Annotated in this window: 26 protein-coding genes and 1 tRNA gene; 18 read left to right on the plus strand and 9 right to left on the minus strand. The window is 36.5% G+C overall.

What is annotated here, in order from left to right:
* Positions 1–40: 40 nt before the first annotated feature.
* Both ACKI30_RS05260 and ACKI30_RS05265 read left to right on the plus strand, forming a co-directional pair.
* A complete protein-coding gene (locus ACKI30_RS05260) occupies positions 41–1,174 on the plus strand; it encodes an adhesin (RefSeq protein ID WP_407410511.1) in 1,134 nt (377 codons plus the stop codon).
* Between the two features lie 49 nt (positions 1,175–1,223).
* Entirely contained in the window at positions 1,224–1,907 is a 684-nt protein-coding gene (locus ACKI30_RS05265) for an MIP family channel protein (RefSeq protein ID WP_407410513.1), read from the plus strand.
* Positions 1,908–1,928: 21 nt separating this feature from the next.
* Here the strand turns inward: ACKI30_RS05265 and ACKI30_RS05270 are convergent, their stop codons facing one another.
* Positions 1,929–2,621 (minus strand): nitroreductase family protein, encoded by a 693-nt coding sequence (locus tag ACKI30_RS05270; protein ID WP_407410515.1) that lies wholly within the window; start codon positions 2,619–2,621, stop codon positions 1,929–1,931.
* Positions 2,622–2,712: 91 nt separating this feature from the next.
* On the opposite strand from ACKI30_RS05270, the gene pyrH reads away from it, so the two are divergent.
* The 7 genes from pyrH (at position 2,713) to ACKI30_RS05305 (ending at position 8,969) form a co-directional block, all read left to right on the plus strand.
* Positions 2,713–3,390 (plus strand): UMP kinase, encoded by a 678-nt coding sequence (pyrH, locus tag ACKI30_RS05275; protein ID WP_330007968.1) that lies wholly within the window; start codon positions 2,713–2,715, stop codon positions 3,388–3,390.
* A 9-nt stretch (positions 3,391–3,399) separates the two neighbouring features.
* Positions 3,400–4,188 carry a TatD family hydrolase gene (locus ACKI30_RS05280; RefSeq protein ID WP_407410517.1) on the plus strand — a complete coding sequence of 263 codons (789 nt, stop codon included), beginning with the start codon at positions 3,400–3,402 and terminating at the stop codon, positions 4,186–4,188.
* A gap of 12 nt (positions 4,189–4,200) precedes the next feature.
* The gene (locus ACKI30_RS05285; RefSeq protein ID WP_292739704.1) at positions 4,201–4,392 is read left to right on the plus strand and encodes a DUF2116 family Zn-ribbon domain-containing protein; all 192 of its coding nucleotides are present in this window, start codon (positions 4,201–4,203) and stop codon (positions 4,390–4,392) included.
* A gap of 7 nt (positions 4,393–4,399) precedes the next feature.
* Entirely contained in the window at positions 4,400–4,723 is a 324-nt protein-coding gene (locus ACKI30_RS05290) for a YbjQ family protein (protein ID WP_292739706.1), read from the plus strand.
* Positions 4,724–4,725: 2 nt separating this feature from the next.
* A complete protein-coding gene (locus ACKI30_RS05295) occupies positions 4,726–5,577 on the plus strand; it encodes a hypothetical protein (RefSeq protein ID WP_407410520.1) in 852 nt (283 codons plus the stop codon).
* 304 nt (positions 5,578–5,881) lie between these two features.
* The gene (locus ACKI30_RS05300) at positions 5,882–8,665 is read left to right on the plus strand and encodes a transglutaminase domain-containing protein (RefSeq protein ID WP_407410522.1); all 2,784 of its coding nucleotides are present in this window, start codon (positions 5,882–5,884) and stop codon (positions 8,663–8,665) included.
* A 103-nt stretch (positions 8,666–8,768) separates the two neighbouring features.
* Positions 8,769–8,969: a hypothetical protein gene (locus ACKI30_RS05305; protein WP_407410524.1), complete on the plus strand. Its 201-nt coding sequence runs from the start codon at positions 8,769–8,771 to the stop codon at positions 8,967–8,969.
* Between the two features lie 53 nt (positions 8,970–9,022).
* Here the strand turns inward: ACKI30_RS05305 and ACKI30_RS05310 are convergent, their stop codons facing one another.
* Together ACKI30_RS05310 and ACKI30_RS05315 are read right to left on the minus strand one after the other, a co-directional pair.
* A complete protein-coding gene (locus ACKI30_RS05310) occupies positions 9,023–9,388 on the minus strand; it encodes a tetratricopeptide repeat protein (RefSeq protein ID WP_407410526.1) in 366 nt (121 codons plus the stop codon).
* Positions 9,389–9,397: 9 nt separating this feature from the next.
* On the minus strand, positions 9,398–10,207 hold the full coding sequence (locus tag ACKI30_RS05315; protein WP_407410528.1) for a sulfite exporter TauE/SafE family protein: 810 nt from the start codon (positions 10,205–10,207) through the stop codon (positions 9,398–9,400).
* Between the two features lie 42 nt (positions 10,208–10,249).
* Here ACKI30_RS05315 and ACKI30_RS05320 point away from each other — a divergent pair, with 42 nt between their 5' ends.
* The 4 genes from ACKI30_RS05320 to ACKI30_RS05335 are packed head-to-tail and all read left to right on the plus strand — an operon-like array spanning position 10,250 to position 14,644.
* A complete protein-coding gene (locus ACKI30_RS05320; protein ID WP_407410530.1) occupies positions 10,250–11,326 on the plus strand; it encodes a hypothetical protein in 1,077 nt (358 codons plus the stop codon).
* Between the two features lie 7 nt (positions 11,327–11,333).
* Entirely contained in the window at positions 11,334–12,221 is an 888-nt protein-coding gene (locus ACKI30_RS05325; protein ID WP_407410532.1) for a DMT family transporter, read from the plus strand.
* 36 nt (positions 12,222–12,257) lie between these two features.
* Complete coding sequence (locus ACKI30_RS05330) at positions 12,258–14,162, plus strand: MJ1255/VC2487 family glycosyltransferase (RefSeq protein ID WP_407410533.1); 1,905 nt, start codon at positions 12,258–12,260, stop codon at positions 14,160–14,162.
* 5 nt (positions 14,163–14,167) lie between these two features.
* Positions 14,168–14,644: a hypothetical protein gene (locus ACKI30_RS05335; protein WP_407410534.1), complete on the plus strand. Its 477-nt coding sequence runs from the start codon at positions 14,168–14,170 to the stop codon at positions 14,642–14,644.
* A 23-nt stretch (positions 14,645–14,667) separates the two neighbouring features.
* Here ACKI30_RS05335 and ACKI30_RS05340 read toward each other — a convergent pair whose 3' ends face one another.
* From ACKI30_RS05340 to ACKI30_RS05350, 3 genes are all read right to left on the minus strand, one after another.
* Entirely contained in the window at positions 14,668–15,639 is a 972-nt protein-coding gene (locus ACKI30_RS05340; protein WP_292739732.1) for a transcription initiation factor IIB, read from the minus strand.
* A gap of 5 nt (positions 15,640–15,644) precedes the next feature.
* Positions 15,645–15,932, minus strand: coding sequence for a Gar1/Naf1 family protein (locus tag ACKI30_RS05345; RefSeq protein ID WP_407410535.1), 288 nt, complete (start codon positions 15,930–15,932; stop codon positions 15,645–15,647).
* A gap of 110 nt (positions 15,933–16,042) precedes the next feature.
* Positions 16,043–16,780 (minus strand): RraA family protein, encoded by a 738-nt coding sequence (locus tag ACKI30_RS05350; protein ID WP_407410537.1) that lies wholly within the window; start codon positions 16,778–16,780, stop codon positions 16,043–16,045.
* Between the two features lie 459 nt (positions 16,781–17,239).
* Between ACKI30_RS05350 and dnaG the strand changes: the two genes are divergently transcribed.
* The 5 genes from dnaG to ACKI30_RS05375 all read left to right on the plus strand — a co-directional run bounded on the left by dnaG (position 17,240) and on the right by ACKI30_RS05375 (position 20,966).
* On the plus strand, positions 17,240–18,472 hold the full coding sequence (dnaG, locus tag ACKI30_RS05355; RefSeq protein WP_407410539.1) for a DNA primase DnaG: 1,233 nt from the start codon (positions 17,240–17,242) through the stop codon (positions 18,470–18,472).
* Positions 18,473–18,581: 109 nt separating this feature from the next.
* Positions 18,582–19,187 (plus strand): biotin transporter BioY, encoded by a 606-nt coding sequence (locus ACKI30_RS05360; protein ID WP_407410549.1) that lies wholly within the window; start codon positions 18,582–18,584, stop codon positions 19,185–19,187.
* A gap of 41 nt (positions 19,188–19,228) precedes the next feature.
* Positions 19,229–19,615: a DUF1284 domain-containing protein gene (locus ACKI30_RS05365; protein WP_407410541.1), complete on the plus strand. Its 387-nt coding sequence runs from the start codon at positions 19,229–19,231 to the stop codon at positions 19,613–19,615.
* Positions 19,616–19,682: 67 nt separating this feature from the next.
* A tRNA-Gln gene (locus ACKI30_RS05370) sits at positions 19,683–19,754 on the plus strand.
* A gap of 30 nt (positions 19,755–19,784) precedes the next feature.
* Positions 19,785–20,966, plus strand: a complete 1,182-nt coding sequence (locus ACKI30_RS05375; protein ID WP_407410543.1) for an ATP-grasp domain-containing protein — start codon at positions 19,785–19,787, stop codon at positions 20,964–20,966.
* Between the two features lie 271 nt (positions 20,967–21,237).
* Here ACKI30_RS05375 and ACKI30_RS05380 read toward each other — a convergent pair whose 3' ends face one another.
* The 3 genes from ACKI30_RS05380 to ACKI30_RS05390 are packed head-to-tail and all read right to left on the minus strand — an operon-like array spanning position 21,238 to position 25,088.
* Complete coding sequence (locus ACKI30_RS05380; protein ID WP_407410545.1) at positions 21,238–21,924, minus strand: V-type ATP synthase subunit D; 687 nt, start codon at positions 21,922–21,924, stop codon at positions 21,238–21,240.
* A 27-nt stretch (positions 21,925–21,951) separates the two neighbouring features.
* The gene (locus ACKI30_RS05385) at positions 21,952–23,343 is read right to left on the minus strand and encodes a V-type ATP synthase subunit B (protein ID WP_292745135.1); all 1,392 of its coding nucleotides are present in this window, start codon (positions 23,341–23,343) and stop codon (positions 21,952–21,954) included.
* Positions 23,344–23,345: 2 nt separating this feature from the next.
* Positions 23,346–25,088: an ATP synthase subunit A gene (locus tag ACKI30_RS05390; protein ID WP_407410547.1), complete on the minus strand. Its 1,743-nt coding sequence runs from the start codon at positions 25,086–25,088 to the stop codon at positions 23,346–23,348.
* Between the last annotated feature and the right edge of the window lie 15 nt (positions 25,089–25,103).

Raw genomic sequence — 25,103 nt, forward strand, 5'->3', positions numbered from 1 at the left:
AATTATAATTATATACAATTGAAAGTTAAGGAAAAGAGATATGAAAAAACAAATTGCAATACTAATACTGGCCATATTAATTGTTGCCCCATTAGTTCAAGACGTAACTGCATCAAAAACCGTTTTCATAACTGCGGACAACATTATTGACCATGATAATGACGTGAAAATGTTAAACTCAATTAAGAGTTACATAGAAGAGATAAGCGGAGGAGAACTTCAAGTAATTGTAGACAATCAAGCCCCATCTCCAGGTGAGGGGTACCGGGCGATACAGGTAACAAGTGACATAAGCATATGCCTTGCAGCTTGCGACGGCGGAAATTATTTACAGCTGGTGCAAGCAACTTCCAACTCAACCAAACAGATAATCCTTGTGAATACCGGAGATTATGATTTGGACAATCACAGCAACTATCTCAGAAGAGCTTGGGATGACAACTATTCCAATGAAAGCTTTATGGGAATGCATGATCCTGGAACATTTATCAAAAATGCAGGAATATACTATGTCCAGCCACTCAAAGAATTCCCAGATAATGGAAAAAACGGATACATCGACAGATACGATGAGGAAATGAACAAAAAAATTGCTCAGGAAGTTGTGGATATTGTAAACGGCCATGCAAACGATACAAAAATAGTGAGCGACAATCTGCTGGTAACCAATAAAATATCACCTGCAGCAATGGCAAATGCAAGTAAAGAATTAGTCAACAGCAATGATACTGAGATGAATGGAACTTACGGAAACTATACAGCTGCCCAATTGCTATATCAGACAAGTTCCTACTTAAATGGAAACGGACTGGACATTCCTCAATCATTCAAAGGACCTGAAAGCCCTATGGGAATTTCCTTTTTGGTAAAAGACAAATATACAATTTATGATTATATGGCAATGGCAGGAATCGTCAGAAACTATATGGATGAAAATGGACGTGCACCAGATTCAATTGAGTACAACGGAGCACATATAGGTTATTACGACCTGTTATACAACTTTGCAAAAATAACTCAAAACCATACCGATGCCAAACATATGGGATTCGATAAGGAATACGAGTTTGAAAAAGTCAACGATTCAATATTACTACACATTTTCCCATTTGTTCTAATATTGTTCGTGTTGTTCCTTGCATACTTGGCATATAAACGGTTTAGAAGATATTAATATGAAAAAGTAATATAAATTATACATGTAAAATTAATAGAGGAAAATTATGAAAAGATATATTTCAGAATTAATTGGAACAATGGTTCTTGTATTATTCGGTTGTGGAAGTGCAGCTATAGCCGGATCAGTATTGGGAAACCTAGGAATTGCATTAGCATTCGGTTTATCCATTGTGGCCATGGCATATGTAATAGGAGACATCTCAGGATGTCACATCAACCCTGCAGTTTCAATCGGCATGTGGATTGATGGAAGGATGGACGCAAAAGACCTAATCATGTATATTGTATTCCAATGTATTGGAGCTATAATCGGTATTGCAATCTTAGCAGTTATTATCAACTGCGCTCCAAGTCTCGGAGGATACACCGCTACCGGATTAGGTGCAAACGGATTCGGTTCCGCATCAAGCGTTGGCATTGATGCTGTTGGAGCTATAATCGTGGAAATAATTTTAACCTTTGTATTCGTATTCACTGTTCTCGGAGTTACTAAAAAAGCAGAAAACAGTGCGGTTGCAGGTATCGTTATCGGTTTAACCCTTACATTCGTACACATAATGGGCATTCCATTAACAGGTACTTCAGTTAACCCTGCTAGAAGTTTAGCTCCTGCATTATTCCTTGGAGGACAAGCATTGCAACAAGTTTGGGTATTCATATTAGCTCCAATTGTTGGTGCAGTCCTTGCAGGTTTATTATACAAAGGATTAATTTCAGAGGATATTTAAATCCTCTAAACTTTCTTTTTTTTAAAATTCAACGCTGCCAATATAGGCATAACCTTTAAGATTCTCAAAACTGGTTTTTACTTCAAAGTTAAATGAGTCCTCATTTTCAACGTATAGATGTGCCAATGCGATTCCCATGTCTATAGGATTCCAATTTTTAAGAACCTGCCTTTTCAGTATGTTTTGTTTTTTCTGGTAAACATCGAAGCCGTCATCGGCGTGTTTGAAATACCAAGGCTGTGAGTTTATAGCTGAAGGGGCAAGCTGTGCGGGAATCAGTCTCTCATCTGCATTATCGCTGATTTCAGATAGGGATTTTCTTTTAAATGAAGACCTGTTCCTGGTCATTTTGTCTGACTTTCCGAATGCGATTAAGATAACAAATTCGGGATCTTTTTCTTTTATGGAAGCCATTCCAACCCAGCAGCTGCCGATTCCAATGCTTTGCATGAAAAGGGAAACCTGCTGATAAATGAAACCCAAATTTACTCCTGACAAAGGTTTATTTTCTGAAAACAAAGCCAAATAATACGGAGCTTTCCAACGGGTCCTGATATTAACTTCATCCTTTTTAAAAATCTTATAATGGCATCCGATTGAATCATCCAAGTGTCTGACATTTGAAATGAACTCATGAATCGGAGACATATCTATTTCATCATCCAAGTAATTGCGACAAGATTTACGAACATATATCTGACTGGCCAAATCCATTAAAAAACCACCTTTAACTAATTATATTTTAATCTGTAATAATTAAAATTTAAATAATATCTATCGGATATATTATATATAAGGTGAATATATGAAAATTGTTATTGCAATTGGAGGATCTATTTTATTAAAAGAATATGACTGTAAGAAATTCCAAGAATACAGTGCTATTTTAAAAGATTTAGCAAAAGAACATGAACTGTTTATTGTTGTAGGGGGAGGAAAACCTGCCAGAGAATACATAAGCGTAGTTCGTGATTTAGGTGCTGGTGAAGCGCAATGTGACGATATTGGAATTGAAGTTACCAGAATTAATGCAAAATTAATGTTATCCGCACTTGGAGATGCGGCATACCAAAGAGTGCCTCATAATTTCCAGGAAGCTTTAGAGTTCTCAGCAAGCGGTAAAATAATCGTCATGGGCGGAACAGAACCTGCACACAGTACCGATGCGGTATCTGCAATTTTAGCAGAATACATTAATGCTGATAAACTTATCAATTTAACATCCGTAGACGGAATGTATACAAAAGACCCTAACAAATTCGATGATGCTGAACTTGTTCCTGAAATTACAGCAACCGATTTGCTTGAATTTTTAAGCGGCAAAGACGTCAAGGCTGGAACCTATGAGTTCTTTGACACCACTGCAGTTCAGATGATTAAGAGGTCAAATCTTGAAACCGTAATCACAAACGGATTTGAACCTGAAAATCTCATCAAGGCTGTCAACGGTGAAAACATAGGAACCAAAGTCATTAATGAATAGGTGAAAAAATTGGATAACCTAATCGATATCGGATTAAATCTGATGCATTCTTCATTTAAAAAGGACAGGGTTGAAATTATTGAAGATGCAAAAAATGCCGGCGTTAAACAATTTATAATCACCGGGACCAATGTAAATTCAAGTCAGCTCGCAGCGGAATATGCATCAAAGTATCTGGGAACCTTATTTTCAACATCAGGCGTCCATCCTCATGATGCAAAGACCTGCAATGGACATACAATGTTTGAACTGGAAAAAATTTCCAAAAGCGACAGCGTAGTGGCCATTGGAGAATGCGGCCTTGACTACAACAGAAATTTTTCACCGCAGGACTTGCAGAGAAAATGGTTTGAAGCACAGATTGAAGTTGCAGAAAGAACAAATTTACCATTGTTTTTACATGAAAGAGAAGCGCATGAAGATTTATACAGTATTCTAGAAAGGCATGACAGCGTTGTTGAAAAATCAGTCGTTCACTGTTTTACAGGAACCAAACAAGAAGCACAGAATTATGTTGATTTAGGCTGTTACATTGGTGTTACCGGATGGATTTGTGACATGAAACGTGGAAGGGACTTGCAGGAAGCGGTAAGTGTAATTCCTCCCGAAAAACTGATGATTGAAACAGATGCGCCCTTTTTAATACCGAAAAACTTTGATAAGAAGCCTAAAAAAAATAGAAACGAACCGAAATATTTACCTCACATCCTCGAAACAATTGCAATGTGCATGGGTATTGACAGTGAAGAGCTGGCAATTCAAGTTACTAAAAATACTAAAGAATTTTTTAAAATATAAGGAGATGAAAAAATGGCAGTAGAACCTCACAAACATTGTCCAATATGCGGAACCCCAATTCCATTAAACGAACTTGTATGCTCACCGGATTGTCAAAAAGTCTGGGACGCAAGATTAAACAGAAGAAAAAGATCACAAATAATTTTATACGTAGTTATTGCAATCTTTTTAATTATCTGGGCAATATTGACCTTTGTGAAATAAAGATAATATGATATTAACTTCAGCAAATACTCTGGAAAATAAGGAAATAATCGAATATAAAGGACTCGTAACAGGAGAATCCCTAATCGGGTCCAACATATATAAGGATTTATTTTCCGGAGTGCGCGATGTTGTAGGCGGAAGAACATCCCAATATGAAGATGAACTTCGAAAAGCACGGGAAGTTGCTTTAGAGAGCATGGAACAAAAAGCGGAAAGCTTAGGTGCCAATGCAATCATAGGACTTAAAATTTCATACGACAACCTTGGCGGAACTATGGGAAACACAATTCTTGTAACTGTCTATGGTACTGCCGTTAAAAGTGAATAGCTATGAATTTTAGAGAACGGGAAGTAAAAATAACCTATTTACGAGAGGCCATTTTATGCATTGCGGTAGGCACTGCAGTCGGCCTTGTCATATATGGATTTTTCCTGCACTTCAACATAGCCATTTTTGGCTGGAATTTAGGCTTGATTTTTGCACCGCTTGGAGCGGGATATGCCGAAACAGTATTGGCAAATAGAATCATCGGTGAAAACATAGGTGCAATCAGTGCATTTATCCTTTTCATTGACACTACTTTTTACAGTTTTATTTTGAAAAATCCTACATTGGGAGTTAATGTCCTGACAATCGGATCAATAGCAGTTATTTTACAGGCTGCCTTTCCTACATTAATAAACTACATTATATTAGTGGGCGGACTCGGAACATTATCCTACTTTTTAGGAATATTTAAAAGAATTCATTCTTACATTAAAAATAATTTAGAATACATTTATTACAAGCATGTCTTAAAAAAGCCATATGAAGTGGAGATTGAGACCGTCCCTATTTTTGATGAAACTGCAAGCAACATCAAAATCAACAATTTGGATTTCTATTTCATCACAAGCACTGATATTTTAGACAGGCACCATACAAATTTGGGACAATTCCATGCAACCGTCATTGTTGAAAGGGATAAACGGTTAATACACACCAATCCGGACATGGCTGAGAGAACTGTTTTGAATAAGCTGAAACAGGCAAAAGATGACTGTCTGATTGAACTTACAGAATGCATTAAGGCTGCCGGTGGAAATTGTGTTGTTGATTTGGAAATACAATACGGATTAATCGGACTTGGAGGAGACCATTTTCAAGTAAACGCAATGGGAATGGGCATATATCTGAATTAGCTAATTGAAAATCATCTGTTAATAAATCCAATACAAATAATCCGAACAATGAAAAAATAAAACTTAATGCCGATGAAAACTGAAAATTAAAAACTACTAATTTTATTAATGCCCTTTTGAGGTAAATAACTTGTTTTTATGAATTATTTTGTACATTAAAGTAATAATAACATTTATATAAACATTTAAACAAATATTTATCCACTCATTATGAAATATTATAAATTTTCGTAAAATTCTCAAGAAAAAATATCATAATGAGAACCAAGAAGGTGTAAATATTTCGATTAAAAAAACAACATTATTGATTTCAGTTGTTTTGATGTTCTTTATTCTATTAGGAGCAGCTAGTGCAGCTGAATTAAGTAATGTTACAAGTACAGAAACTTCAAATTTAATAGTTGACGATGAAAAATTATCTATAGCTGATTTAAGCGAATCAGACTTGGAACCAACTTTACAAACAAATTTAGAAACCAATACTTTACAAAGTGATAGTGGCAATGAGTCCTCAGACAGTGATGATTCAACCAACATTACTCCTGTAAAGACTTCAATAACAACATACACTCCACGTTATTCACAAGCGGGCACAGTATTTAAAATCGCATTGAAAGACGAAAATGGAAATGCGTTAGCTAATCAAAGTGTTTCTTATAAGGTCAATGGTAAAACCTACAAATCCACAACTTCAAGTAGTGGAATTGCTTACTTTACAACACCTGCTTTAAATAAAGGAACATACACTGTAACTGCAACATATAACGGAGATTCCCAGTATATTAAAAGTTCTGTTTCTAAAAGCATTAAAGTTATTTCATCAATTTCAGCCTCAAACATGAAAATGTCATACGGCACTGATAAAACTTATTCAGCGAAGTTTTTAAGAGATAACGGTAACCTTAAAGAAAGCAATGTGAAAATCACACTTAATGGTAAAACATATACCATTAAAACTGACGCTAACGGTAAAGCCCAATTATCTCTTCCGGTTCTTAAACCAGGAACATATAAAATAAAATTATATAATCCTTATTCAAAAGAAACAGTCACAAAGACATTGACTGTCAATAAAGATAGCCCAAGCATTACAGGATCAAATAAATACATACTTCCTAAAACTAAAAGTACATTTACCGCTGTTTTAAAAAGTAGTGAGAAAAAACCACTGAAAAGCGGTAAAATTTACTTTAAATATAATAATAAAGAAGTAACTGCTGTGACTAATGCGAACGGTGAAGCTAAAATAACTATCTCCGCTCTTTCAAAGGGTACTTATACTATTACATATCAGTTTAAAGGAAGTAGTAAAAACAAAGCAGTTTCAGGATCAAGCAAACTGTATGTGAAAGATTCAACTACTACATTAGAAGCAAGTGACTTGAAAATGCAGTACAATGATGGATCTTCATTTTCTGTAAAAGCTACTAACTCTGCTGGAAAAGCATTATCAAATAAAGCTATTAAGTTTAAATTTAATGGTAAAACAACATCTGTTACTACTGATGCCAATGGTGTGGCAAAACTTGCAATTGGCGACTTAAAGCCTAACACTTACGCTGTTACATATTCATATTCAACAGAAGGCTTGAAAGATTACAATATAAAAACAAGCAATGTAGTTATCTCAAAACAAAAAGTAAGTATTGCTGCAGCTGATTTAGTAATGAAACATAATGATGGGTCTGTTTATGAAGTAACCGTGAAAAATAAAACAGGATCCAATCTTAATGGAGTGCCAGTCCAATTTACATTAAATGGAAAAGCAACAAAAGTAAATACTGACGAAAATGGAGTTGCTAAACTCGCAGTAACTGAAAATATCGGATATTATCCGGTAAATGTTCAAGTGGACACTACATACTACACTTCATCAAAAGTAACAAAACATATATTAGTTAACGGTACCAAATTTACCGCAAGCAACGTGACCATACCTACAAGCACTGCATACACATACCAAGTAAAAGTACTTGATGGTCAGGACAAGCCGGTAAGCACTACTGTTAAATTTACATTAAACAATAAAGAAGTATCTGTACAAACGGATGCGAACGGTATTGCAAAACTTCCAATTTCAGGATTAAGTGAAGGCAAATATACTGTTACCTATACCGACGGAAAAGCTTCCGGTTCATCAACAATAACTGTAGTAGACAAGGTAACATTAAAAGAAATCATTGCCGCATCCCAAAATGTTAAAAAATACATTGAAGGCAATGAGGAATTACCTAAAACAGTTAAAATCGGTTCAGTAACATACTCCCTTGCGGAATATGTGTATTTGGCGTCACAGGCAATCATTAACTTAAACAGCAATAACAAAAATTCCATTGCTGTTAAAGATGTAAAAGATCCTAACAGTCCGAAATCAGCATCTAACTTAGGTAATTTATATGATTACCTTGCAGTTGCAAAAAGTATTGTAAATACCTGTAACTCAAAAGGAACTATGCCAGATTCTGTGAGTTCAAATGTCGGAACTATCGGATACAACGGTTTGGTTTATGCTATCGCACGTGTTGTAGCATTTTATGATGATTATTCAATTATGCCAAACTACGTAACCATTAAAACTTATGAATCATCAGGTTCAAGTTCCTCATTGAACACTAAGAATACTATAACAAACTTAGCTCCGTACTTAAAATCTTCCACTAACTGTCAAGTGGGCAATAGTAAAATCAAATCCATCGTGGATTCACTCACCGCTGGATTAACATCAGATAAAGCTAAAGCTACTGCAATTTACAATTATGTACGTGACAAAGTATCTTACAGTTTCTATTATAACACAAAATATGGAGCTGTCGGCACTTTAAATGCAAAAACAGGTAATTGTGTTGACCAATCCCATTTATTGATTGCTATGTATAGAACTGCAGGTCTTGCAGCAAGATATGCTCACGGTACATGTTATTTCACATTAAGTGGAAGCACATACGGACACGTTTGGACACAAGTATTGATTGGCGATACATGGATTGTAGGTGATCCAACTAGTTCCAGAAATTCATTTGGAAATGTAGTTAATTGGAACAATTACAACTATAATCTTAAAGGTTATTATGCAAGTATTGCATTCTAATTAACTTCTTTTTTTTCTTTTTTTACCTGGTCAAATCACTATTTTAAAAAAAAATAATATCTTTTTAAATACCAATTGAAATATAAATTTAAATGGTGATAATATGGAAAATGACGGAAATATCATATGGGCCATTTTAGGTTATATTATAGCACTAATCGCACCAATTTTCGGTTTATTATATGGTGCAGGACTGTTTTACCTTAAAAAAGACATAGCACTATACAGAAAACATGGTAGGCTGATAATATACTTTTCAATATTGCTGTTCGTAATAACAACAATTGTAAAGCTTGTTTTGTAAAAAACATTAACTTAACTTTTTAATTTTTAAAATATATTACCGCCTCGCTTAAACTATCTGTTAATTTCTTCCAATCTCTTTTTAAACTCAGCATTGTCACGGCAACTGCCGATAGCTTTCATCAGAATATCTTTTTCGCTGGCTGCATCGCCCTGCTTTTGATAGATTTTAGCCAATGCAGCATATGCCTTTTGAGAATCCGGCAATGCAAAGATGACCTGTTTATATAGCTCAGCGGCTTCAGACAGTTTGCCCTTGCCTTCAAGATACTTTGCCTCATTCATCAAGTCGCCGATCTTTTTTAATTTGCCGTCCTCTTTTTTAGGTTTTATTTTTCCCTCGACATTTTTCAGCTTGTCGAAAATATCACTTGCAGTTTTTTCATCGAAATTTTCTCCAACTTTTCTCTCTTCAGACATGTTATCACCCTAAGGTAAAATTCCAAGCATTTTCAATGCCATGTATAATACCAATATTGAAAATATAATCTTTAATTTCTTTTGAGGAATCCTATGAGCGTATTTTGCACCAATTGAAGCCAAAGGCACTGAGAAACATGCAATTAACAGGAAGTTAATGATGCTGACATAACCGATTGAATACGGAAATGTTGAAACTCCCCATCCTGAAACCATGTATGATAAAAATCCGCCTATTGCAGTGAGACTTATGAAAATGGAAGAGGTTCCAATAGCCTCTATCATTGAAAAGCCCATAAGAGATGTCAAAATAGCTATTATGAATATTCCTCCACCAACACCCAAAAGTCCTGATGAAAATCCAACCAAAAGCCCAATTATTCCTGTGGACAATAGGTTAAACGGTATTCTAGCTTCCTCTCGCTCCTTGTTGATATTTACAATGTTGTTTACTGTAATGAATAAAAGCAAACATCCAAATATTATTTCCAATACTCTTGAAGGCAAACCTGATGCAACGAATCCTCCGACAGCTCCACCGATTATTCCAAAAACACCCAGACGTATCCCCGGCTGTATGATTCCTTCCATTGTACGTGTATGCCTGTAGGCTCCGCTCATGGATGTCGGAATAATGATGGCCAAACTGGTTCCAAGAGAGATAAGCATTGCCAGGTCAGGATTGACGCCGATGTATTTAAGCAGGAAATATTGAAGGGGCACGATTAGAAATCCTCCGCCAACACCCAAAAGTCCTGACGCAAATCCGGCACATATGCCTATTAAGATTAACCCTATGAAAAATTCTATTGGAAACATAAACATCATTTATATAAACTATTATTACTTAAATTATTGTTAATGAAACTAAATAAAACTTTCATAATCGGATTGATATTCATATTATTTGCTGGAGTGATATTCATCACAGACATTTTTAATCCGATTATCCGACCGATTACATATCTATTCTTGATGGGGTCCTCAAAAGGAAAGGACATAATGTTTTTTGGCCTCTTGGGAGTGTTCATGATACTGCCCCAACTTGTCAAAAGGGAATTTGACCCGACAAAATACCTGAAGATTTCAATTGTAATCGGCAGTGTCCTACTGATTTTAGGAATTGTACTGGAAGTCATATTTAGGTTGCAGATGGGAATCAAACTCAACACTATTTTTTGTGCTATGTCTAACACAATGAGCACTACAAGCATTTTGCATACTCACCTGTTAAAGTCCATTTTGGGAGCGCTTCTAGGCCAAATTATTGGACCGTTTATTCAAAGTGACATTAACACAGGAGTAGGTCTATATCAATATCTTCCAAGTTTTGGATTTTTAGTGATTTTACTGATTCCAATACTTTTTGCAACATTGGTACTGGCCATCAGAAACCGTCCGGCAGTAACAAGTTTCCTGCTTGCATTTTTCTCAAGCTGCCTGATAATCGGCGCAATAGATGGTGGAATGTTTGGAACACCTGCAATGGCAGGGATTTTAGGACTATACATGATTTACAGAAACGGTTTCTATATAAATCTCCACATATATTCCTTTTTCAAAGATGAAAAATCCCTTGAAAAAAACGAAGAGATTCAGCCTGTCTACAGGAATCGTGGATTTCACGAATTGAGATACCTGTTTAACAGAGGCTTGATATTACTAGCTATCGGAATAGTCATATTATTAAGATTCACAATCGCATTTGCCGGTGCGGAACCGGACTATTACACTGTAGACGTCATGAATACAACCGACGAAATTGATCTTGGAAACATAACCACAGAAGTAATCAGCAACCACACAACCGCAAACAAAACCACATACTACATCAGCAATAACTACAACGAAATGAAACTCTTAAACGACCTGAAAATTCCTCTGAACAATTCGTGTGAGTATTATACCGTTTCATGGAACATTTATTCTTATTTGTAGTGATATAATGAAAAAGCTTTATTTGATTTTGCCAATCCTAGCAGGATTTATGTTTGGCTCCAGCGGAGTCTTTGTGAGAACCTTGACACAAAACGGAATCGACTCAACAACCCTTCTGTTTTTGAGGTTTTCAATAGCCATACTTCCCATTCTAATAGCCATTTTCCTAACAGACAAAGAGCTGTTTAAAATTGACCTAACAGACATCCCTCTCTTTTTAGTTTGTGCAATGTGCATTGTCGGGCTTAACATATGCTACAATGACTCAATGAATACCGTTCCCCTTTCCCTGGCGGCAGTGCTCCTATCACTTGCACCGATTTACGTGCTGATACTGGCATACATATTCTTTGGGGAAAAAATCACATCAAAAAAACTGATCTGCATGGCATTGGCCATTTTCGGATGCATACTGATGACAGGAGTTCTGGAAACCAGTCTTGATAACATCCCACTTTTCGGAATCATTTCAGGAATAGGGGCAGGAGTGTTCTGGGCGGTTTATCTTATGAGCTCCAAAAAATCAATTGAAAGGGGAAATCACACATACACAATACTTTTCTATTCAGTGATTTTTATCTCAATCACACTGATTCCGTTTACAAGTTTCAGCCAGATCAACACGTTCATATCAATCAATCCTGCATTGACAGCGCTGTTTTTAATCGTACACTCAACATTCTCATTTGCCCTTCCATACATCCTGTCAACATTAAGTCTTAAATACATTGACTCAGGAGTGTCATCCATTTTCATGTCCGGAGCGGAACCCTTTGCAGCACTGATATTCGGATTTCTGATATATTCGGAATCACCTACTCTCCTGATGTTTTGCGGATTCCTGCTTACAATAATTGCAATGACATTTTTAAGCAGAAAGGAAAATGCAAATTAAAAAAACTTATTAATTCTTTAGGATATAATTAAACATATGATTTTCAGCATTATCATACCTACATATAACGAGGAGGATTACCTTCCGGTTCTGTTGGACAGCATCAAGGAGCAGGATTTCACAGATTACGAAGTCATTGTAGCCGATGCCAATTCTGAAGATAGAACCCGTGAAATTGCCCGTGAATACGGTTGGGTAGTGGTTGATGGAGGTCTTCCGGCCGTAGGTAGGAACAATGGTGCTAAAGTTGCAAAAGGAGAGATTTTACTATTTTTGGATTCCGATTTGCAGCTTACAGAAGATTATCTTGGAAAAGTGTTATATGAATTCAGAATGGAAAGGCTCGGAATAGCAATCACCCAAATGCTTCCCATGTCAAACAAGGTGGAAGACAGGCTTTTCCATGACTTTGCAAACTATTTCATGATCGGCGTTGAAAACATAAAGCCGCACGGTGCCGGATGTTACGGAATCATAGCCAAAAAGTCACTGCACGACGAATGCGGAGGCTTTGACGAATCACTGACCTTCGGTGAGGACACCGACTACATCGAAAGGCTTGCAAAAAAGGAACCATTCAGAGTACTCAGAAATGCTAAAATCGGCGTTTCAACAAGAAGACTTGAAAAGGAAGGAATCACAACACTTATTCAGCAGTATGGAAAAAGTACTGTAAACGATTTTTTAGGCAAAAGAACCGATGCTGCAGAGCTGAACTATAACTTTGACCACGGAAAGGAAAAGGTCACATCATCAGGACTGTCAAGATTTGAAAAAAGTGCCGAAAGAATCAATGAAATTAAAGAGACCTATGACGAATCCATGCATAAAATTACCTCCGCAAGGTCCCAGATCAAATCCATGCGCCGCAACAGGTCTAAAAAGGTAGTATTCTATTGCGTCTGCGGTGAAGGCATGGGACATGCAATAAGAACCGGAGTCATCGTGGATAGAATCAAGGACAAATATGACGTCCACATATTTTCAAGCGACAGGGCATACAAGTATTTAAGCTCAAAATTCGACAATGTTTATGAAATCGGAGGATTCAATACAGTCTACAGGAACAACAAGGTAAACAACCTGAAAACCCTTTCCGATGCGCTTAAGAAAAATCCTGCAAACATGAAGGTCGGATATGACATCCTGTATAAAAAAGCGGTACAGCTAAAGCCGGATATTATGATAACTGATTTTGAGATATACTCCACAGTGGTTTCAAAATTAAGGGGCATTCCATTAATCAGCCTTGACAACATGCACATAATTACCAAGGCCAAAATCGACTTCCCAAAAACCCAGATGGCAGAAATGCTCAAGGCCGCAGGAGTCATCAGAACCTATGTTGTAAAGCCGAAAATATGCCTCATCACAAGTTTCTTCTACCCTAGAATCAGGCCTCGCAAAAATGCCTTGCTCTTTCCTCCAATCATACGTGAGGACATCCTAAAACTGGAACCTAAAGAAGGAGACCACATTATCGTTTATCAGACAAGCCGTGAAAGTGGAAGACTGGTTAAGAAACTTAAAGCACTTAAAAGTGAAAAATTCATTGTTTACGGATTCAATAAAAATGAAACTGACCAGAATCTAACCTACAAGGAATTCAATGAAGATGAATTCTATGACAATCTGGCATCTGCAAAGGCGGTAATCTGCAACGGCGGATTCACATTCATATCAGAATCAATCCATCTTAAAAAACCTATCTATTCAGTTCCGGCCATTGGAAACTTTGAGCAGACATTGAATGCGTTTTATGTCCAGAAGTTAGGCTATGGAGAATATCATGAAACAATGGATGCCAGAAGAGTCTCAGGCTTTTTGAAAAGACTTCCAGTGTATAAGAAAAAGCTTGCCAAAGTCAAGAAAACCAATAATGACGCAATTGTTCGTGAATTAATTTACAGAATCGAGAAATATTCAAAACTGAACTGGTGATGACAATGCCAACCTGTCCAAAATGCTGCAAGAAAACAGAAGGGAAAACCTGTCCGAACTGCAAAAGCAAAGTGAAAAGTGAATTTCCAATCGGCCTAATCTTTATTGTTATTATTTTGGCAATCATTTTGCTTTCCTGCATATTCATTTCACCGTACAAGCAAATTGACACCACATACGTATTGAATCCGACAATCGGCGAGAAGGTGCAGTTTGACGGTGAATACATTGGAATTACATCATGGGGAAGCAATGATGATATACTATACTATATGCCCCCTCCAAATTATGACATCATCAAATATGGCGAGCAATACATCTTTTTAACCGGGGACTACAACAGCCACAATTTAATTGGAAATGAGGGCAGAACTGTCCATATTGAAGGTGAATTTGAAGACAGCATAATGACAAGCCAGCCAATTAAAAACGGTACGGTTGACGGTTATTTCTTTAATGCTGATAAAATTGAGTTGATTTAAAAAAAAAGATAAAAAACGAGTGTTTATAAAGTCACACCCATTTCTAACTGTTCAGTTAATTCTTTGTACCTGTTACGAATAGTAACTTCAGTTACACCTGCAATATCTGCAACATCCCTTTGTGTTTTTCTCTCACCGAGTAAAACTGATGCGATGTATAATGCAGCTGCAGCCACACCAGTAGGTCCTCTTCCTGAGGTCAATCCTTTTTCCATAGCTTTTTCGATAATTTCAATAGCTTTGGATTGTGCTTCACCGGATAATCCCAGTTCGGAAGCGAATCTAGGAACATAGTCCACTGGGGAAGTTGGAGGTAATTTAATATTCAATTCACGAGTTAAGAACCTATAAGTACGTCCCACTTCTTTTTTGGTAACTCTTGATACTTCAGCGATTTCATCCAGGGTACGTGGCACATTACAACGTCTGCATGCTGCATAGAGTGACGCTGCTACCACTCCTTCAATACTTCTTCCACGGATAAGCTTGTTTTCCACAGCACTTCTGTAAACAACAGATGCTGCTTCCCTTACGCTTCTTGGAAGACCTAATCTTGAGGAGTCACGGTCAAGTTCACTTAACGCAAATGCAAGGTTTCTTTCGGTTGCACCGGAAATTCTGATTTTCCTTTGCCATTTCCTTAATCTGTACCATTGAGCTCTGTTTCTTGCAGGAATATCACGACCATAGATATCTTTGTTTCTCCAATCGATCATTGTACTTAAACCCTTATCGTGAATGGTGTAAGTAATTGGAGCTCCTACTCTTGTACGTTTGTCTCTTTGTTCATGGTCGAATGCTCTCCATTCAGGACCCATATCAACAAGATTTTCATCAATGACCAATCCGCAACGAGCACATACTACTTCTGCTCTTTCATAGTCACCGATTAATTCAGTAGAACCACATTCAGGACATACGGTTTGCTTGTCTTGGTTGTAAGAATCATCTTGTGCTTCTTGCTGTCTTGCTCTTCTACGTCCTCTTCTTGGTATTTCTTCTACTTTTTGTGTCGTGGTTTCATCCTCCTTTTTCTAGACTTTTTGGATTTTGGTTTCGATACAAATAGTTTTTCACCGCTATTTATCGCAAGCTTATTCCTATCCGCTGACTTGAATAGACGAATAGAAATATAAGGCCTTTTTGTTGGCCCAAATACATAGCCGACCTTACCTATTTTATTCTTTTTGCTGTCATAAACAATTGCACCTGGTGAAGGTGTTTTATCAGATCGGGCTATCAGTTTTCCAGAGTTTGCCACATGCAAACTGTTTCCTAAAAATTTCATAAAATCAAACTTAAAATCAAATCTGTATCACTTATATAATTAGAAATAGGTTATATATAAACCTATCGATATATTTATATATAAACTTCCATTTCTATTTAAATGTTTTTCTATTTTAATCCGGCAACTTCGGCTAGGGTTTTGCCGCTTGCAATATCTCTGATGATGCATGACTCCTTGATTTTTACGGCCAGTGACTGAACCATTACCTGGCTGAACAATTCCTGCGGGATTATGACAATGCCTGATTCATCGCCCAGGAAGAAGTCTCCCGGATTTATTATGGTGCCTTCAACATCAATCGGTTCATTTAAAGTTCCAAGTCCCAAAGCGGAACCTGCATTCGGACAGAAATTGCTTGCAAACATAGGATAGTCCATGTATAAAAGTGCATCCAAGTCACGTGCGGATCCGTAAATTACGGTTGCCTTGATTCCGTTATCCCTTGCGCAGGTTGAGGCAAGTTCACCCCAAATTGCCTTATCTTCACCATTTACCTTGAAAAATAAAATGTCTCCATCTTCTGCAGCATCAATTGCCAGTGCTGAGGTCCCCCAGTCGTCACAGTCTGTTTCGGCTGTGAAAATTCTGCCCCATACCTTCTGATTATTGATCGGTTTAATAGACTGAATGTTTCCTGATCTTCTGGATATTGCGTTATAAGCGTCTGAAACCTGACATGCTGAAACGTTTTCAAGCAGTGACTGCAGGTTAATGTATTCTTCGTAATTTTTGCCATTAAATATTAAATCATCAATAGTCACATTTTCCAAACTAATTTTTTCTACATCAATGCGTTTATTTAAATTTTTATTTTTATTCAATACATCTTTTGGACTTATTGACATATATCTCATCACCAATTTTACTTAGTATATATTTTGTACAATATCACTAAAATACTTTCAAAAGATATAACACATTTTATATATTAGTTTAACTAAAATAATTAATTGTAGTATTGAAAAAAAATACTTTACATTATTATATGCTCGTAAGAGTTTTTACATATTCATTATTATAATTATTATTAATTTAATCAAAAGACAGGAGAAAAGCAATTATTAAGGAAAATAAGCATTTGAAAACTTACAATTTAAAAATAATCAAATACGTAGATAGTATATTCAGTAAAACCTTAATAGAAACACTCTCTTAAACATGTATTAACTCTTTTTTAGTGTATAAAAGGTCTTAGACCGAAGAATAAATTTATCGTATAATTTATGCAATGTAATTGCTAAAAATCATTTTAATTTTTAGATATACATAAATTATCCCGATTAATAAGCTTAGGAGGCTTAAAAATGGGAAAAGGTGAAGAATTAACAACAACAAAATATTTAATCCATGCTCAAATTACAGCTAATGGAATTGTTGAAAAACCGGATGTTGTCGGTGCAGTATTCGGACAAACTGAAGGTTTACTCAGTAACGATTTAGATTTAAGAGAGCTTCAACGTACTGGTAGAATCGGAAGAATTCAAGTTAACATTCACTCAAACAGTGGAAGAGCAAAAGGTGAAATTGTAATTCCATCCAGTTTAGACAGAGTTGAAACCGCCATTCTCGCAGCATCTCTCGAGACCATTAACCGTGTTGGACCTTGCGAAGCAGAAATTCAAACATTGAAAGTTGAAGATGTAAGAGCCGTCAAAAGGGAACAGGTAGTAAACCGTGCTAAAGAGATTTACAAAAACATGGTTGAAAGTGTCGGTCCTGAAAGCATGAAAATGATTGAAGAGGTCAGAGAAGCCATGCGTGTTCATGAAATATCCGAATATGGTGAAGATCGCCTGCCTGCTGGACCTAGCATTCACACTTCCGATGCAATCATCGTTGTGGAAGGACGTAGCGATGTATTAAACTTACTCAAATACGGAATCAAAAACACCGTAGCTGTTGAAGGTGTCAGCGTTCCACAATCAATAGGAGAATTAAGTAAAAAAAGAACCACCACTGCATTTGTTGACGGAGACAGAGGTGGAGAACTTATCCTAAAAGAGCTTTTACAAATCGGTGACGTCGACTACATCACCCGTGCTCCAAGAGGAAAAGAAGTGGAAGACCTTGAAAAGGACGAAGCTTTAGTGGCACTCAGAAATAAAGTCCCTACAGCACAGTTCCTGGCAACCCACAACCTTTTCAATGATGGAAACGGTAAAAAAGACAACAGAAGACAAGACAGACGTAACAAAAAACAAAAATATGCTCAACGTGAACAACAGCCACCTGTTGAACCTGTAATCGAAGACGATGAAGTAAGCCTGATGAAAGACATGCTAAAAGAATTCGAAGGTACAGGCAGCGGAGCTATTTTGGATGAAGCATTGAACATGACCAAAGAAGTTGAAGTGGAAGAAATCTATGAAGAAATCAAAAACATAGAAGGAACCGCAGACACTGTTATTTTTGATGGTGTAATCAGCCAAAGGTTAGTTGATGTTGCATCAGAAAAAGGAATTAAAAGATTAGTTGCTTTTAATTCTGTAAATATTGTTAAAAAACCTAACAATATCCAATTAATTACTATTGATTAAATGAGAATCATTTTCTCATTTCTTTTTTTAACTATTTTTTTACATAAAATTTTATACTATAAAAAACATATGTTATATGGGATTCGGAAATTGGAGGTATAAAATGAATATTAATATAGACAACTATTACAGTGCTCGTAAGAATGTTTTTGAAAGAATCCAAGACGCTAGTACTGCAACTAAATTGTTAATGTCATTGATGATGGCATGTTTTACTGGTTTAATGGCGCAAATCATTATTCCACTCCCATGGACTCCAGTTCCTATAACTGCGCAGACTTTTGCAGTATTATGTTCTGGTTTATTGTTAGGTAAAAAATATGGATGTTTAAGCCAAATCCTATACGTTGTTTTAGGTGTTGCATTTATCCCTTGGTTCGGCGGAATGACTGGTGGAGTTGAAGTAATGCTCGGATCTACCGGAGGATTCCTCATAGGATTTATCATTGCATCTTACTTTGTAGGACACATTACCGAAAAGTATGCTAAAGCACGTAATTTTACAAGAATGGCAATAGTTATTGGAATTGCAAACTTTGCACTGATATATATTCCAGGACTCGCAGGACTTGCATTATGGTTTAACTTAACCCAAGGCGCAAGCATCGGCATTATTGATTTGTTAATGATGGGTCTCGTACCATTCATCTTCGGAGATATTGTAAAAATATTAGGTGCCGCAGGCGTATCCAAAGTATTTTTACCAAAAGAATAAAAAGGTTAAAAACCTTTCTTTTTTTACTTTTTTTGATTTTTATGAAACTTGTTTTAAGAGGGCATCACCTGTTATGCCTCAAGGGTTTTCAGGGTTACGGATACAGTGAAGAATTCACACACAACATGACTGAAATAAATAAGCTAAGAAAGTCCGAAAATACAACAGTGACTCTTACCAACACTCCCGATGACATCTGCAAGGCTTGCCCAAAGCTAAATGACAATATGTGCCAGGACCGAAAACACAACAGCATAATTGTAGGCATGGACAACGAAGTGCTGAAAAAATTTGATACGTCAAAAGAATATAATGCGCCTGAACTGTTTGATAAAATTGATTCCATTTTCAATTCAAGGGAAAGTGTTCGTGAAATTTGTTTTGAATGTATGTGGCACGAAGAATGCCTGTTTTATCAAAAATTATAAGATAACCGATAGGTTTAAATACTACATGAATTATATATTATATTGTTGTATATGTACAACAAAATATAGTCCCGTAGGGTAGTGGTAATCCTTCTAGGCTTTGGACCCGGAGACGGCGGTTCGACTCCGCTCGGGACTATTTCTAACTAACTATTTTTATTGATATTTTATGGAAAAGCTATTGCTTATTGGAATTGATACAAGAAGTATGCTTAACAGTGCATTGAAACTAGATTTTGAAGTTTATTCTACCAGTTACTTTTCAACTTCAGATACTCCACAAATTGAAAATCAAAAGATTATTTTAAACGAAAGTGACGGCGAAAGCTGCGGAATATTTGAAGATCAGTTCGACAGCAAAAGCATATTGGAAATGTCAAAGGATTATCTTGATGAAGTTGACTACATCATACCAATTTCAGGCGTGTCCCCGACAGACTTTCCGAACAAATTCAAAAAAAAGATTCTGGGAAACAGGGACATCAAAAACATTGAAAACAAATTCAATTTTTACAATAAAATCAAGGATGGATTCTTAACTCCTATGACTTTTAGTGTGAATGATGTAGATGAAGCCATTGAAATTAATAAAAATTACAATGACAAGCAATTTATTTTAAAACCCCTTCAAGGAAGTGGGGGGTATGACATAAATCTTTTAGATAATGAAACATCAATGCAAATAAATGATGGTGAGTTCATCCTTCAGGAATATGTTGATGGAATAAGTCTAAGCTCATCAGTTCTTGCAACCGAAAGTGATGCAAAAACAGTCACAAACACAAGACTCCTAACAGAACATGATTTTGGAATTGATGACAGTTTCATATACATTGGAAACATCCTGCCTTTAACTGGCAAGTCAATAATGGCTGACGTCAATGACATCAGTAAAATAAATGAAACAATGAATGAAACATCCGAGAATTTAGCCCGCAAGTTTAATCTGGTTGGTTCAAATGGTGTTGACTATATCCTGAATGAAAACGGACTTTATGTAATTGAAATCAATCCACGTCTTCAGGGCACATTTGAATGTGTTGAAATGTCACTTGGAATCAACATGCTGGATGCACATATTCAGGCATGCCAGGGAAAGTTGATTGAAATTCCTGAGGCAAAATATTATTCCTATAAAAAAATTGTTTATTCACCAACACGAATGAAATATCAAAAAATAGATTTGGACAACATCTATGACCTACCGCACATAGGATCAATCACTGAAAAATCAGAACCATTGCTTACAATAATCGATTATGATAAGGATTTTGAAAAATTATATGAAAAAGTAGAATCCGCCAGTAAAAAAGTAAATAGCGAAGCTATAAGATACCGACTAGATGCATAATAAACAATATTACTCCAATTGTTATCATTATAGTAGTTAAAATCATTGCACGAGTAATCCAGATAAATACTCTTGCTTTATTATCTGGGTCTTTCATAAATTGGTCAATTGGATTTCTTTTCATTTTTACACCATTTTCTGTAAATTTCTAGAAAATAAAATTTTTACAGTAACTAAATTATAAAATCTTTTTTTAAAAATAAACAACTAAAAATCTTTTAATTAAAAAAATAATAAAAAATAGAAGAAAATGAGAAGATTAAAGAAAAATTTAAGCTTCAGCATTTTCAGCTGCAGCAGCTGCCGCAGCAGCTTTTTCATTTTTCTCAATAGTAGATCTAATCATTTTCAATCTAACGAAGTTTTCCCTTTCCATTTCTTGGAGTCTCATATCAATATACTTTTCAGTATTTTGGAATCTTGGAATCATAATGTGTTCCAAAGCATTTACTCTACGTTTTGTAGCTTCGATTTCTTCAGCGAGTAAGAAAATTGTTTTTTCTACTTCACCCAGTTCGATTAAGTACTTAATAGATTCCTCATATTTCTTAGCAGCTTCGTCTAATTGAATAGTGGTGTCAGAGAATCCGTAACCCCTATCAATAATGGATCTTTTTTCCATTTTGACATCAGTTACAGGTACTGCTACACCCATAACGCTTCTTGAAGTGATATCTACATCAATGGATTCTTTTACAGATAATGCTGCTTTTCTAACAGCCAAGTCACCCATTGCAATTTGAGCTTCAAGTAAAGCATCGTTTGCTTCTTTTAGACTTTGTTCTGCGTTTTCACGAATACCTTTGACACGATCCAAGATATCAAAAAACTCTTTAATTAAAGCATCCCTTTTCTCTTTGAGTAAACCGTGCCCTTTTACAGCAAGTTTAGTCCTGTTTTTAAGGGATAATAATTCCATACGAGTTGGATTAATTCCATCTATAATATCTTGTGCCATTTAATCACCTACATTACTGTAATGAGATTAGTCATCTTTTGGAAGGTATTGTTCAACAAATTCTTCTTTAACCCTTTTAAGTTCGGATTTAGGTAAGATTTTAAGTAAACTCCAACCAAGGTCTAAAGTTTCGAAGATTGTTCTGTCTTCATCTTTACTTTGGGTAATGAATTGATCTTCAAATGCTTGAGCAAATTCTAAGAACTTTTGATCCCTTTCAGTAAGTGCTTCTTCCCCTACAACCGCTACTAAGTCTCTTAATTCACGACCTTCTGCGTAAGCGGAATAAAGTTGGTCAGATACACCACTGTGGTCATCCCTAGTTTTGTCTCCACCGATACCACCACTCATCAAACGAGAAAGTGAAGGAAGTACGTCTACAGGAGGGTAAATACCTTTCCTTGAGATTTCCCTACTTAATACAATTTGTCCTTCGGTAATATAACCGGTTAAGTCCGGAATTGGGTGAGTAATATCGTCTTGAGGCATAACTAAGATAGGCATTTGAGTAATAGAACCTTCTTTACCGTCGATACGTCCTGCTCTTTCATAGATACCTGCGAGGTCAGTGTACATGTAACCAGGGTAACCTCTTCTTCCAGGTACTTCTTCCCTAGCTGCGGAAATTTCCCTTAAAGCTTCACAGTAGTTGGTCATATCTGTTAAGATAACCAATACTTGCATACCTAAGGTGAATGCATAATATTCAGCAGTGGTTAAAGCCATTTTTGGAGTTAAGATTCTTTCAATAGCAGGGTCGTCTGCTAAGTTCATGAATACTGTTAATTTTTCTAATGCTCCAGTACGTTCGAAGTCTCTCATAAAGAAGTTTGCTTCTTCGTTGGTAATACCCATAGCTGCGAAAATTACTGCGAACTCGTCGTCAGCACCTAATACTTTAGCTTGTCTTGCGATTTGTACAGCTAAATCGTTGTGAGGTAAACCAGATCCTGAGAAGATAGGAAGTTTTTGTCCTCTTACTAATGTGTTCATTCCGTCAATGGTAGAGATACCAGTTTGAATAAATTCTTCAGGGAATTCACGGGAAGCAGGGTTCATAGGAGCCCCGTTAATATCTAATTCTTCATCAGGGATAATTTCTGGACCGCCGTCAATAGGTTTACCGATACCGTTAAAGATACGTCCCATCATATCTCTGGATACACCGATTTTTGCTGTTTGACCAGTGAATCTTGTTTTAGTGTCTTTAGTGTTTAAATCATTAGTTCCTTCGAACACTTGAATAACAGCAACGTCTTTAGTTACTTCAAGAACTTGACCACTTCTTTTTTCACCGGTAGGTGTTTCAATATCTACAATTTCATTGTAACCAACGCCTTCTACTCCTTCAACAACCATTAAAGGACCTGAGACTTCAGATACAGTAGTATATTCTCTAGTTTTAATATTTGTATTCATTTTTAAGCCTCACTGCATTGTTTAGTAATTGCTGCTTGAATATCTGCAATTTTTGCATCAAATTCTTCTTGTGGTATGTATTTCATTTTACCAATTTCTTCTTTTACAGGTAAAGCTACAATGTTTGCGATTGGAGCTCCTCTGTTAACAGCTGCAAGAGATTCTTTGTAGAATAATAAAATGGTTTTTAACATTTTGTACTGTTTGTCAGGTGCACAGTATGTATCTACATCATCAAATGCATTTTGTTGTAAGAAATCTTCTCTTAACATACGTGTAGTTTCTAAAGTAGCTTGGTCAGTTTCAGGTAATGCATCAGGACCAACTAATTGTACAATTTCTTGTAACTCAGATTCTTTTTGTAATAAACTCATAGCTTGGTCACGAGTTTCTCTCCAATCTGCAGCTACGTTTTCAGCCCACCAGCCTTCAATACTGTCTACGTATAATGAATAACTTTGTAACCAGTCAATTGAAGGGAAGTGACGTTTGTCCGCAAGGGATGCGTCTAATGCCCAGAACACTTTACAGATACGTAAGGTGTTTTGAGTAACTGGTTCGGATAAGTCCCCACCAGGAGGGGATACTGCACCAACTACAGAAATAGATGCTACGTGTGGTTCTGAACCGATAGTTTCTACTCTTCCTGCTCTTTCGTAGAATTGAGCTAATCTGGATGCTAAGTATGCTGGGTAACCTTCTTCCCCAGGCATTTCTTCTAACCTTCCTGAAATCTCCCTCATAGCTTCAGCCCATCTTGAGGTTGAGTCTGCCATGAGCGCTACGTCGTAACCTTGGTCACGGTAGTATTCAGCAATGGTAATTCCGGTATATACACATGCTTCACGAGCTGCTACCGGCATGTTAGATGTGTTAGCAATAAGAACAGTTCTGTCCATTAATGGGTTACCAGTTTTAGGGTCGTCAAGGAATGGGAATTCGGTAAGTACTTCAGTCATTTCGTTACCACGTTCTCCACATCCGATGTATACAACGATGTCTGCGTCTGCCCATTTAGCTAATTGTTGTTGTGTAACAGTTTTACCTGATCCGAATGGTCCAGGAATAGCTGCTGCTCCTCCTTTTGCAACGGAGAAGAAAGTGTCTTGTGCTCTTTGACCAGTTACTAAAGGTACATCAGGGTCTAATTTTCTAACATAAGGACGGCTTTTTTTAACAGGCCATTTTTGGAGCATTTGAACTTTTTCGCCACCAACAGTAGCAATGTCTTCTAATACAGTGTATTCGCCTTCTGCTGCAATTTCGGTAACTTCACCTTCAAGAGCTGGAGGAACCATAATTTTGTGTAAAACTGCGGTTGTTTCTTGTACTTCACCAAGTACGTCTCCAGCTTGCAGGACGTCTCCGACTTTAGCTACAGGTTTGAAAGCCCATTTTTTCTCTTTGTTGATAGAGTCTACATCAATACCCCTTGCAATGAAGTCACCAGATTCTTCTCTGATGATTCTTAAAGGTCTTTGAATACCATCAAAAATAGAACTCATTACACCAGGACCGAGTTCTACAGGCAATGGACCTCCAGTACATTCTACTACTTCACCCGGTTGAATACCGGCTGTTTCTTCATATACTTGGATAGTTGCGGTGTCGCCTTCAAGCTCGATGATTTCTCCGATAAGTTTTTCGTCACCTACCCTAACCATCTCAAGCATCTGAGCCCCTCTCATACCATCTGCAATAATAACAGGCCCAGCAATCTTAATAATATTTCCTTCAATAATCATTTAACCATCTCTACC

Origin of the sequence: Methanobrevibacter sp., from assembly GCF_045539575.1 — an archaeon.
Classification (GTDB): Archaea; Methanobacteriota; Methanobacteria; order Methanobacteriales; family Methanobacteriaceae; genus Methanocatella.